This is a genomic window from Marinobacter sp. NFXS11 (genome assembly GCF_040148675.1).
Taxonomy (GTDB): Bacteria; Pseudomonadota; Gammaproteobacteria; order Pseudomonadales; family Oleiphilaceae; genus Marinobacter.
Genome location: NZ_JAGDDV010000001.1, coordinates 1,230,900 through 1,243,719, shown reverse-complemented (window position 1 = coordinate 1,243,719; position 12,820 = coordinate 1,230,900). Strand labels below are relative to the sequence as shown.

General features: G+C 57.4%; 8 protein-coding genes. 1 reads left to right on the top strand and 7 read right to left on the bottom strand.

The window, feature by feature from the left end; genetic code table 11:
- Positions 1–59: 59 nt before the first annotated feature.
- From dinG to J3362_RS05795, 5 genes are read right to left on the bottom strand one after another with little or no spacing between them, the layout of a single operon-like run.
- Positions 60–2,264, bottom strand: a complete 2,205-nt coding sequence (gene dinG / locus J3362_RS05815) for an ATP-dependent DNA helicase DinG (protein ID WP_349518559.1) — start codon at positions 2,262–2,264, stop codon at positions 60–62.
- Complete coding sequence (locus J3362_RS05810) at positions 2,264–2,989, bottom strand: general secretion pathway protein GspB (protein WP_349518558.1); 726 nt, start codon at positions 2,987–2,989, stop codon at positions 2,264–2,266. Before J3362_RS05810 ends, dinG begins: the two co-directional genes overlap by 1 nt.
- A gap of 2 nt (positions 2,990–2,991) precedes the next feature.
- Entirely contained in the window at positions 2,992–4,674 is a 1,683-nt protein-coding gene (locus tag J3362_RS05805) for an ExeA family protein (RefSeq protein ID WP_349518557.1), read from the bottom strand.
- Between the two features lies 1 nt (position 4,675).
- A complete protein-coding gene (locus J3362_RS05800; protein WP_349518555.1) occupies positions 4,676–6,163 on the bottom strand; it encodes a DUF3336 domain-containing protein in 1,488 nt (495 codons plus the stop codon).
- A 29-nt stretch (positions 6,164–6,192) separates the two neighbouring features.
- Positions 6,193–6,981 (bottom strand): MlaA family lipoprotein, encoded by a 789-nt coding sequence (locus tag J3362_RS05795; protein WP_349519254.1) that lies wholly within the window; start codon positions 6,979–6,981, stop codon positions 6,193–6,195.
- 89 nt (positions 6,982–7,070) lie between these two features.
- Here J3362_RS05795 and J3362_RS05790 point away from each other — a divergent pair, with 89 nt between their 5' ends.
- Positions 7,071–7,478 (top strand): acyl-CoA thioesterase, encoded by a 408-nt coding sequence (locus tag J3362_RS05790; protein ID WP_349518554.1) that lies wholly within the window; start codon positions 7,071–7,073, stop codon positions 7,476–7,478.
- 12 nt (positions 7,479–7,490) lie between these two features.
- Here the strand turns inward: J3362_RS05790 and J3362_RS05785 are convergent, their stop codons facing one another.
- Together J3362_RS05785 and hrpA are read right to left on the bottom strand one after the other, a co-directional pair.
- A complete protein-coding gene (locus J3362_RS05785) occupies positions 7,491–8,612 on the bottom strand; it encodes a beta-ketoacyl-ACP synthase III (protein ID WP_349518553.1) in 1,122 nt (373 codons plus the stop codon).
- Between the two features lie 149 nt (positions 8,613–8,761).
- Positions 8,762–12,697: an ATP-dependent RNA helicase HrpA gene (hrpA, locus tag J3362_RS05780; protein ID WP_349518552.1), complete on the bottom strand. Its 3,936-nt coding sequence runs from the start codon at positions 12,695–12,697 to the stop codon at positions 8,762–8,764.
- Positions 12,698–12,820: the final 123 nt, after the last annotated feature.

The following is a 12,820-nucleotide window of genomic DNA, read 5'->3' as shown; positions in this document are numbered from 1 at the left end:
TGAGAGCCAACCCCCAAAGGGCTGGCTCTTTTTTTATGGCTGAACGGTTCTGGTGGGATTCAGTGTTCGATAATCCGGCGGAACGGCGGCAACGCATCCAGCAACAACTGACCATACCTGCGAGCAATGATACGGCGATCCAGGATGGTCACTCTTCCGGTGTCCTGCTCGGTCCGCAGCAGCCGACCGACCGCCTGGACGAGTTTGATGGATGCGTCCGGAACGGTGATTTCCATAAACGGATTGCCGCCTCGCTGGGTCACCCACTCGGCCAGGCTCGCCTCAATGGGATCGTCCGGCACTGAAAACGGCAGACGGGTAATCACAACGTGATGCAGGTACTTGCCTGGAAGGTCGATGCCCTCGGCAAAGCTGGCAACGCCGAAAAGAACACTCGGCCGGCCTTCATCCACCCTGCTGCAATGCTGCCTCAGCACTTCGCCCTTGGCCATATCGTCCTGGGTGATAATCAGATCCGGATATTCCGGTGCCAGTGCGTCCCGTACCTGCTGCATCTGACGACGGGACGTGAACAATACCAAGGTTGCTTTCTCGCCAGCCCACAGGTCAGGCAGTCGTTTAACCAGCTCATCAGCGAACCCGTCATCGGTTGGCATGGTGGACATCGCAGGCACCTCCACCGTCGCCATTTCGCCGTAACGGAAAGAACTGGGAACCACGAGGAAGCGGCTGCCCTGGGGCAATCCAGCCCGCGCGTTAAGGCGATCGAATCGACCAAGTGCAGTCAGGGTGGCACTGGTAAGAACTGCGCCGTAGGCTCGGGACCAGAGCCTGGAGTACAACAGGTTGTCTGCCAATACCGGTGAACTGTACAGGGTGATGTCTTCGGCGTGATCCCAGCGCTGCCGTACTGCCCAGCGGGCTGGTGGCGGGCTTTTCTGTGTCTTTGGCCTGGCATCAGACTCCTCAGTGGCTTCGGTGTCAGCTTCTGCCTCACCGACGGGCTTCGCATTGCCCTGGTCGCACCAGGCTGTCCACAGCCTCAACTGGTCTTCTGCACGGGCGTGAAACGAACCAATCACCGGATACCAGGCTTCGGCGGTTTCCCGGTCGATCTCATGCTCCTTGCGCTCATCAAAGGCGCCCTGCAACTCGTCCGCCAGAACGCCCAGTTGCCGGACCACGTTAGCGGTAGCAATCCGGCTTTCGGCTGCAAGCTCAGCCACGGCCTCCGGCAACTCACCTTCCGGATAACGCCACTGCGCCGTCCGGCGCTCTTCGTTGAACTCCCAGCCGGTATTCTGCTCGGCTTCTTCGTAAACCCGGTTGAGGACCAGGTCTACCTCTCTCGACGCAGAACTGATGCGATCCAGGGACTTGGCGGCCTGGGTGCCGGCTGCCAGATAAGGCTGCATTTTAACAAGCGCCTGGGAGAGCTGCTTCAGCCATTGCCGGGTAGCATTGAGTGGCAGCGACGCGGCAAAGTGATTCAGGGCCTTGTCCGGAAGGTGATGAGCCTCGTCGAAAATATAGAGGGCGTTCTCCGGCTCCGGCAGGATGGCACCGCCGCCCAGGGCAAGGTCGGCCAGCACCAGATCGTGGTTGGCAACCACAATATCGGCATCATCGAGGTCTTTACGGGCATCGAAAAATGCACAACTGTCGAAATAGCTGCAGTGGCGGTTGGTGCATTGGCGATGATCAGTAGTTACCTGTCGCCAGACATCGTCAGGGATCTGCTCCGGCCAATGGTCACGATCACCGTCCCATTCCCTTGAGCCGTAGCTGGCCAGCATCTCTTCAAAGAATGCCCGGGTGCCGGGTTCTTCATTCTTCGGGCCATCCAACAGGAATAGGGGCATGGTGTCGCTGTCGGTATTACCCTCATCGTGCAGGCGGGCTTCAAGTCGCGACATGCACAGGTACCGGCCGCGGCCTTTGGCGAGCGTCCAGTTGAAGTCCATCTTGCTATGCTTCTTCAGGTCCGGAAGGTCCTTGAGCACAATCTGGTCCTGAAGGGCTACGGTCGCGGTGGATATCACCAGGGTTTTGCCCAGGGCTTTTGCCACCGGAATGGCGGCGATCAGGTAGGCCAGGGTCTTGCCCGTACCGGTGCCGGCCTCCACAACACAGGCCGAGGCCGGGGAGGTTCTCTGACCATCATTCTCTGTAATGTCGCCCATGTACCTGGCAATTTCGGCAATCATCAGGCGTTGCCCATAGCGTGCCCGGATGTCCTTGCCGGCCAGCACATCCCGATACCCTTGCTGGATCGATTGCTTGATCTCGTCGGTCAGTGCCATCAGCGGGGGCTCACCCAGTCCCGAACAACACCAACCCGGAAACGTCGGCCGTCACGACTCAGCACCACGCCCTCTTCGGTTATGTCGTCTACCCGCAGACCTTCGAACACATCACCCACTCGCAGATAGGTGTCGTTGATCATGACCCTGCGCGATGCAGGGGATGAGGAGTAGATATGGCTGTTAAAGGTCAAATCGGGAACGCTCTTCTGGAATGAAAGCGGCAACTCTACCAGATGAGGCACTCTGCCTGCCTGCTCGGGCTCCACCATCGGTGCCGCGGTTTCGGATATTGCTGATGAGGGAACGATGACGGTCGCCCGCTCCCTGCTCTCTGCGACAGGGGGTTCCGTCGCTGTCGGCGGCGGAGTTGCCTCAGCAGGATCTGGCTCCGGGATGGCCCCCGTCTCCGCGACGGGATCTTCCAATACCGGTTCTGATTCGGTTGCAGGCGTTACCGGCGCAGGTTCAGGAACCGGAGCTCTGTCAGATGCCGCTGGCGGCTCGGATTGGAATTCGGAAACCCAGGGCAGCGGCGTTCCCGGCCAGAAAACAAAGGCCAGGACTCCGGCGTTCAGCATCAGCGCCAGCGACACCCAGAGAGCCGGTGACACCCGCTTCTTGTTTGGCCGATGAATAAGCTGCACCTGCTGGCCGAGGTCCGGAACGCGACCCTGCCGCCGCTCGGTTTCGGATTTTCGCAATGCGTCAAGAATGTAAGACATGATTACTCTCGACCTTCCGACTGCAGGGGCTTGAGACGAGGGATGGAGGCTTCCAGATCATTGTTGATCTGAATGATAGTCATGGCACCGGCAATGCCATCGACAGTGAGGCCCCGCAATGCCTGATACCAGCGAACCTGCTCTTCTTCGTTCATACGTTTAACGCGGTCACTCTCGGCACGGGATTTACTGTGCCGATCCGCCAGGTCCATCATTCGTGCGCCAATCCAGAGTTGTTCGCCGCCACCATTGCTGTAGAAGCCGTCCCCTGTCAGGTATTCCGGCAAGCGCCAGAGTACGCGATATTCACCGAACCAGTGCCGCTCGATACTGGCAAAAGACACGGTCTGATTGCCAGACGGTGTGGCAACCTCTGCCGTATCGCCGTTCAGATGGCGGAGGACGACAAACCCAGTGTTACCGGCCTCATCCTGGAGCTGAAGCATCGCAGGACGATCAAGAAACTCCAGGCTTCGGCGGCTGCCCTGGCGATTCAGGCACCCCAGCCCATTCTCTCTGGCCCAGTCACAGGCCACGGGAGCATCCGCAGGTTGATAGTTGCGCCCCCAGATCCCGAAAAGCAACTGGAAGGCCGAGACGGAATCCAGAAGCTGATCCGGTACCGCCAGTTCACCGGGCCCTGACGGCTCTTCCGGCAAGGTTTCTGGCGCGTCCGCCACTTGCTCGGGTTTCGGCTCATCCACCCGTTCAACCGCACCCTTCAGGGGTTCTGCCGATGACTGGCCGTTAGAAACCGCACCGTCGGTGGACCACCGCTCGAACAGCCAGGCAGTGCCAATTATGGCCACCAGAATCGAAGCTGCAACGATCAGGTACTGAGATCTGTCCGGCGACTGGCGTGAGGGCAAGGGGCCGATGGACTGTCCGCGTACTTCCTTTGCTGCATGGCGGATATGATCGGGCGTGATCTCATGCTCTCCCTCGGCATAAGCGCCCAGTAATGCCCGGTCGCTGATCAGGTTGATCAGTCGGGGGATGCCCTGACTTTCCCGATAGAGGCGATTTACTGCACGCTCAGAGAAAATGTCGCCCCGCATGCCGGCCACGCTGAGTCGGTAACGAAGATAAGCCGGCAGCTCTGCGCGACTAATAGCATCCAGGTGGTAGCGAGCGGTAACCCGCTGGTTAAGCTGCCTCAACTCCGGAAGGGCCAGCATCTCCTGCAATTCGGGCTGGCCGAGCAAGACAATCTGAAGCAGCTTCTTTTCTGCCGTCTCAAGATTGGTCAGAAGGCGGAGCTGTTCCAGTACCTCGGCCGAAAGGTTCTGGGCCTCATCGATCATCAGAACCTTGTGGCGCCCTGCCGCATGGGCCTTGAGCAAGTCCTGGTTAATCAGGTCCACCAGTTCCTTGATGGTTGCACTAATCTCGTGGGGGATTTCCAGCTCATCGCAGATGGACGACAACAATTCCCGCGCAGAGAGCCTCGGGTTCAGGATCAGCGCGATATCGACATTATCGGGAACATTTTCGATAAAGCAGCGGGAAACCGTTGTTTTCCCGGTTCCAACTTCACCGGTGATCACGATGAAACCGCCCTGCCCCTGGACCCCATACATCAGGTGCGCCAGCGCTTCCTTGTGGCGGTCGCTGAGGTACAGATAACGAGGATCCGGAGCAATGGAAAATGGCGGTTCGCGAAAGCCGAAAAAGTCGTAATACATATCAGGACGTACCGGAATCCGCGTTGCTGATCAGTCTGAGCTCGGCAGTGCGCCGGTTCTGTTGCTTGAGCCGTCGCACACAACGCTCAAGGGTTTTCGAGATGCGGGCGTGGGAGCGGATCATGGAGATTTTCGGCCATGTGGCCCGTTCGCCGGCCAGAATCATCTGCCGCACGTAGGCCGGATCGGGATTCGCCAGCATCCCGCTGTAGTCTTTGAACGAATACGAAGGGGCAATCGTGACGTCTCCGGAGTACCGCTGAGCCATAATGGTGTACAGCTGACCGGACATCTGGCGCAGAAGTTCCGGCCTGACCCGTTTTCGCAGGTAATCGAACACGCCCTGGCCATGAAACTGGATCTCGGATTTCAACAGATGCATGGGCAGATTTCCGAGGGACAGTTTTTCATCCCGCCCACGCTGGCTCAGGAACGGCACCACATGGGGATTGGTCTGGCTGACGATGGTGTAATTCACATCATACAGGTGCACCAGACGCTCAATGGGCAGATCGCTTACAACCGAGCCATCCACGAACTTGAGACGCGGCATATACGGTAACGCATTGCCCTGAATGTCTTTTTTCATCAGGGTAACCGGCGGGAATATACCCGGCACTGCGGCACTGGCCAACACTGCACTCCAGACCATCAGATAAGGCGAGGTGTATCCGCAGAGCAAGCGGGCCTTCTGGTGCGCCTGTACCGGTGAGACACTCACATTAATGGAGCGCCCGGTACGCTGGTAGGCCTCTTCAAAGGTGTATTCACCGATATTGCCACGCAGGCAGTTGCGAAGCTCTTCCTGATCCATGAGCCCGTCTCCACGCACCGCGCTGAGCAGACCCCGCCACTTCCAGGCTTTCAGGTTATGGTTCTCCGGTACCAGCATTTCCGGGATTTCGGCATCCGTGTGCACACCAAGAATACCCGCGATGATGGCACCGATACTGGAGCCGGCTATCACCTGGGGCAAAAGCCCCTTTTCCCAGAGAGCCTTGATCACGCCGAAGTGGAACACGCCCAGAGTCGCGCCGCCACTGAGCAATAGTGCTGGGCGGCCATAGCTTGTGAGGGTGTCCCGGAAGAACTGGAGTTTGTCGACAACGGGAAAGCCGGGCACCGGTTGATCACAAAGATAATCCAGCGATTCACAAACCTGCGTAATGTATTCCTCGATCAGATGCTTGGTGCCAACGCGCGATCGCGTATAAAGCGCCGGATTGCCCATGTTGCCCAGATCGTGATGCAACCCTTCGCGCAGAGCGCGCTTGAGCCGTTCTACATCATTCTGCTGGCGATACTGCTTGAGGTTGCTCAGCCGGTCGTAGATGACTTCGTAATGATAGAGATCGGAGGCGAAATCCTCTTTCCACTCGGCGTTGCCTTCCAGAAAGTCCAGTTCCAGGGCTGCCGCTTTCCATACCTCGTAGTTCGGCGCCTCGGCCAGCATTTTCCGGAACTTGGCTATTCTTGGATCCTTGAGCACCGCTGACCTCCTATCAATCCGGATGACGCTCAGAAATCATCGAGCATCAGATCCTCATCATCACCGCTGGCAAACGGATCGTTGACCACCTTCCCGTCATTAATCAGGAATTCCCGACGCTGCAGGAAGGCGTTTCGGACAAACACATAGCTATCGCCGGAGATAAAGCTTTCAGCGGGAATCAGGTCTGCCCGGCGGTCGACAATTTGCAGCCCTCGGGCATAGTAGACTTCCGGCCTGTCCACTTCATCCCAGGCTGACGGCAACGCAAAGCCGTCGGTCACGAACCCGGTAAAGTGCCGGGGTGTGGAAGGCCCAAGAAAAGGCAGCATCAGATAAGGCCCGGAACCCGTGCCCCAGTATCCCAGAGTCTGGCCAAAATCCTCGGGCCGTTCCGGCAGATCAAAGGCGGTTGCCACATCAAACAGGCCGCCCAGCCCGAAGGTGGTGTTGTAGGTAAAGCGGCCGACAGCCACCACCGCCGACTCCCCTTTCAGCTGCAACACACTGTTGGTGAAGTTCCTCAGTTCTGTCAGGTTGTTGAAAAAATTGGTAATGCCGCGGTCGACAATCTGCGGAGTAAAGGTCCGATAGGCCTGCGCTACCGGTTTCAGGAACCAGCGGTCGATTCTCTCGTTGAAGGTGTACACCTTGCGGTTCCAGTTCTCCCAGGGGTCTTTGGGATCAACCGGGACAGACCCTTCTGGAGCGGGTTCCTGCATGTTCTGGGCGATAACCTGGCCCGCTGGCAGAAATGCGGCCAGGGACAACAACATGGCCAGGGTAAAAAGCCGGCGCCGGATAAAAAAGTATTTCATCATCTGCTCTTGGGTTGTTTAATTCGTTTCAATTCGTCGAAAATACCGGCGCTACTTTTTATTATTAAACCTTTGTTCCGGAGAAACCGATGTCAGTACCGGGAAATCTTGTAAACACAATCACCATGCCTCTCCGCTGGGGAGACATGGATGCATACGGCCACGCCAATAATACAGTCTACTTCCGATTCTTTGAGGAAGCGCGCATTGTGTGGCTGGCTTCACTGGAGCTGGGCGGGCCTGACGAGCCGACCGGCCCTGTCATTATAAAGACCAGTGCAACCTTTCTAAAGGAATTGAACCACCCGGCAACGGTTGAGGTGAAAACATACGCTGACAAAGCAGGTAACACCAGTCTCGACACCTACCATTTGCTGACAGATGTCTATACCGGCGCCGTATATGCGGAAGGCTATGCAAAAATCGTCTGGTTCGACCGAAAGACGCGCTCATCGGCTCCACTGCCAGATACCCTCAGGGCACTGGCAACGTCTTGAACCAGAGCATCCTTACCGGCGGCGTACCACTACGCTGCCGATGGAATAACCTGCCCCGAACGAACAGATTACCCCGAGATCACCACTGACAAGATCATCCTTGTGTTTGTGGAAGGCAATGATCGAACCGGCAGAGCTCGTGTTGGCGTACTCATCCAGAATCACCGGTGCCTCTTCCTCGGTCGCATCCCGGCCCAGCACCTTGCGGGCAATCAGCTGGTTCATATTCAAGTTGGCCTGGTGCAGCCACATGCGGCGAAGATCATCTGGTGCCAGAGACAGGCTTTGCAGCTGTTTCTGAATAGTCTCGGCAACCAGAGGCGAAACCTCCTTGAATACCTTGCGGCCCTGCTGCACGAAGAGTTTGTCCGGCTTACCAACACCGGCATCATCGGCGCGGTTCAGAAACCCGAAATTGTTCCGGATGTTATTCGAGAATTTCGTTTTCAGACTGGTACCGAGGATCTCGAAGCCCTGACCTTCACGAGTATCTTCCTCTCGCTCAACCAGAATAGCCGTACAGGCGTCACCGAAAATAAAGTGACTGTCCCGATCCCGGAAGTTCAGGTGGCCGGAACAGATTTCCGGACTAACAACCAGAACGGCACGGGCGCTGCCGTTTTCGACGGAATTGACTGCCGCCTGGAGGCCGAACGTGGCTGAGCTGCAGGCTACGTTCATATCATAGGCAAACCCGTCGATACCAAGCGCTTCCTGAACTTCGATAGAAACAGCCGGATAGGCCCGCTGCAGGTTGGAACAGGCAACAATCACGGCATCGACATCCTGTGCCGACTTGCCCGCTTGCTCAAGCGCCTCACGGCAGGCGGTAATCGCCATGTCGCATTGCACCGAAGGCTCTTCGTTACTTCGATCGGGGATGTAGGGTTTCATGCGTTTGGGATCGAGAATGCCATCCTTGTCGATGACATGGCGACGTTTGATGCCCGACGCTTTTTCGATGAACGAAGATGAAGAAGGCTGCAGTGGCATTACATCGCCGCTGGCGATGGCGTCTGCGTTCTCGGCGTTGAACAGTTCAACGTACTGGTTGAAGGCTTCGACCAGTTCGTCATTATCAATGGTTGCTGGCGGTGTGTAGAGACCGGTCCCGCTAATAACGGCTTTAATCACGCTAACCCCACGTCATGATTGTGAAAACGGGATGCCTGGCGTCCCGTCTGGTTAATTCGTTGACCTACTGCCAGAAATACTAACACAGTATCGGGGTTTTGCCCGTCGGGTATCAGTCAGCGGCACCGGATTGGTGCGCCATGCTTTCGTCAGACTCGGGTTTTCTCCCATTGCCGGTCCAAGCGTTTTACCGACACGGTCATCACCGTGCCCAGTTGCTGGGCAAAAAACGACACCCGGAACTCTTCCAGCATCCAGCGGTAAACCACCAGTTCGGGGTCTCGAACGCCCTGCCGCTTTTGTTCGTCCCGCTTGACAGCGTATCGGGACCAGAGTGGCTCAATAGTGTGAAGAAACTCCCGCTCACGGCCCATTTCCCGTGACATCTTCTCCAGCCGAACCAGGGCGGCCTCAAAGTAACGCCCGAACTCCGACAACCACTCGGGCGGCGTTTCCACCAGGAATCCAGGATACACCAGGTTCTGTAGCTGAAACTTGAGATCGGCCATGCTGTTGGCGAGCGCCAGGTTGATTTTGCCTTTCAACTGTTTCGCCACTTTCTGGTAACCGGTCATGGCCTGATACAACCGCTCGTCTGCCTGCTCCAGGGCCGGAATGAAATCACCCCGGTGAGCATCAAACACGCGGTCGAAGTCCTCTGCGGTCCGCGGAACCCCGTCACGGAGAAAGTGCTGCATGGCTGTCGCCAACAGCAAATCGTCCAGCAATACTTTCGACTGCCCCACCGGAGCAAACATCAGCGCAGACTGTTTGAAACGGGGAAGCTTGCGCTCCAGATCATCGAGCGTCCTGCCGAAGCGGTTGAGAATCAGTCGGGCGATTGCCTTTCGGGTCGTGTCTCCAGCGGTCAACCGGTCCAGACAGCGTATCTGGCGCACCTGCTTGCCCAGATCCTCAAGCGCCGGATAGACGGTCACCTGCATGCCACCCTTTTCCGTCTGAACCTGTTCGGGCAATGTTCCGAACTGCCAGTCGGTGTACTCACCGCTTGGCTCTGTCGCCGAATCATCCTTTGTGGCCGACTCAAGTGCCTGCTCGGCCTGGCCTTCAAGTTGGTGCTGCAGATCGGTCGTTTCACGGCTTTCGGCAATGGTGCGACCGCCGTCACCCATAACGCGAAGGTTCATCCGCAGGTGCTTCGGCAATTCGCTGTCGGACCAGGCCTCAGGATCAATCTGCACACCGGTCATGCGCCGTAACTGCTCGCCAAGCTGAAGCGTAAGCGGTTCATTGGAAGGCTGAAGATTTTCGAGAGCGGCATCCACGAAATCCGGCACCGGCACGAAATTCCGGCGCAAGGCCTTGGGCAAGGATTTCACCAGGGCAATGCACTTCTCCCTCAACAGTCCCGGCACCAGCCATTCCAGGCGACGGGACGGTATCTGCTTGAGCGCCATCAAAGGCACCTGAAGCGTGACGCCATCCTTTTCACTGGTGGGTTCGAACTCATAGCTCAGCGGGTAACGAACGCCCTCCCACTCAAGATAGTCCGGGTAAAGGCCAGCTGCCTGGGCATCAACCGGACGCTGAAGAATGTCGGATTCAGTCAGCTCGAGTTCTTTCAACTGCTCCGCCGGGAGCCCTTTCCACCAGGTCTCGAAATGCCGGCCACTGACGATGTCTGCAGGTAGGCGTTCATCATATAAGGCCACCAGCACTTCATCGTCAACGAGCAGATCACGCCGCCGGGTTTTCTTCTCCAGATTCTCAACCGTGTCGAGCATATCCCGATTACGGGCTATAAAAGGCGCCTTTGATCGGTAATCCCCCTCTACAAGGGCTCGCCGGATAAACAGATTTCGGCATTCCGCCGGATCCACTTTGGCGTAAGGAATACGGCGCTTGGCCACGATATCGAGGCCGTACAGGGTAACCTTCTCATAACCCATCACCTGGGCCCGCTTCTGCTCCCAATGGGGCTCAAAGTAGTGGTGCTTGACGATATGTCCGGCCAGGGGCTCAATCCATTCCGGTTGAATGGCGGCCACCACCCGGGCAAACACCCGACTGGTTTCCACAATCTCGGTGGCTACGATCCACTTCGGGCCAGTCTTGGCTACCTTTGAGCCGGGAAAGATCAGGACTTTCCGGTTTCGTGTTGCCAGGTATTCCTTTTTCTCCACTTTCACCGCCACCTGGCCCAGGAGACCGGCCAAAATCGCCTTGTGGAGGGATTCGTAATTGGCGGCATCCTTGTTGATCGCCAGTTTTTGTTCGCGGCAAATCAGCGTTAGCTGGCGATGGATGTCCCGCCATTCCCGCATCCGCATCCAGCTCAGGAAACTCTTCTGACAGACCTTCTTGAGCTGATTCTGAGAAAGTTCCTGACGCTGTTCTTCGTAGAAGTTCCAGACATTCAGTAGTGTCAGAAAATCGGATTCTTTGTCATTGAAAGGCGCGTGGGCCTGATCCGCGGCCTGCTGTTTGTCCTGAGGTCGCTCCCGGGGATCCTGAATACTCAGCCCGGCAATGATCACCAGCGTTTCTGAAAGACTGCCTAGCTCGGCGGCGGTGACCAGCATCCTGGCCAGGCGCGGATCCAGAGGCAGCCGCGCCATGGTTCGACCAAGGCGGGTGACGCGACGTTTGTCATCCACCGCACCTAATTCTTCCAGAAGTTTATAGCCATCGTTGACCTGGCGTTTGTCCGGTGCCTCGAGAAACGGGAACTGGCGGATTTCGCCAAGCCCCGAGGTCGCCATTTGCAGAATCACCGAGGCCAGGTTGGTTCGCAGGATTTCCGGATCGGTGTATTCCGGGCGGTTGATAAAGTCCGTCTCATCGTACAGGCGGAAACAGATACCCGGGGCCACACGGCCGCAACGACCTGCCCTCTGGTTGGCACTGGCCTGGGAGATAGGTTCAACCGGCAATCGCTGAATCTTCGAGCGCACGCTGTAACGACTGATCCGGGCAACCCCGGTATCGATCACGTATCGAATACCCGGTACCGTCAGGGAGGTCTCTGCCACGTTAGTCGAGAGCACAATCCGTCGACCCTTGTGGGACTGGAACACCCGGTTCTGCTCGGCATTGCTCAACCGGGAATACAGTGGCAGTACTTCGGTGTGCCGCAGGTCAACATGGCGAAGAACCTTGCTGAGATTGCGGATCTCCCGCTCTCCGGGCAGGAACACGAGGATGTCCCCGGGTGGCTGCTTCTGGCTGCGCTCATGTTGTTCGATTTCATCGAGGGCGCCCAGCACGCCATCGGTCCAGCCCTGATCCCGATCGTCTTCTTCGCCGGTCAGCGGCCGGTAACGCACGTCCACCGGATAGGTGCGGCCACTCACCTCAATCACCGGCGCCTTGTCGAAGAACTCGCTGAACCGTTCAACCTCAATCGTGGCCGACGTAATGATGACCTTCAGATCCGGGCGCTTGGGCAGGAGCTGTCTGAGATAGCCCAGCAGGAAATCGATATTGAGACTGCGCTCGTGGGCTTCGTCGATGATGATCGTATCGTAGCGATCCAGAAACCGGTCGTGCTGAACTTCTGCCAGCAGGATACCGTCGGTCATCACCTTTACGCGGGACTGCTCGGAGGTGTTGTCAGTAAAACGAACCTGATACCCGATCTGCTGACCGGTCTGCTCTCCGATCTCCTCAGCAATGCGGGCAGCCACACTGCGGGCGGCAATCCGACGGGGCTGGGTATGACCGATCAGGCCACGAATGCCGCGGCCACTGTTCATGCAGATTTTGGGTATCTGGGTAGTTTTGCCAGAACCGGTTTCACCCGCAATGATTACCACCTGATGGTTTTCGATGGCCTCACGGATATCATCCACACGCTCGGAAACCGGCAAGCCCTCGGGGAAGCTGGCCGGCTTGTGCAGGGCATGGCGCTGCTGGACCTTTTCGAGCCCACGATCCAGCCACTTGGCCATTTTCTCCAGGTCTTTCTGGCCGGGCTTTCCCTTGGTTCGGGCAACCGTTTTAACGATTCGGGCCGCCTCCTGCTGATTGCAGGCGTCCAGCTGTTCCATCATCGCTTTAACGGCGGCTTCGCCATCGGGCCTGGGTTTCGGTGTGCTCGGAGTATCAGAACGGGTTTCTGTCATTGAATTGCCGGAATAGCGCTCACTCGGATTCGATTGGGCGACAGTCTATCGGGAAAGTCGGTTTCTTAAAAACGGAAAAACCCCGCCGAAGCAGGGTTTTCCGTGATCAACTGCCAGAAAGGC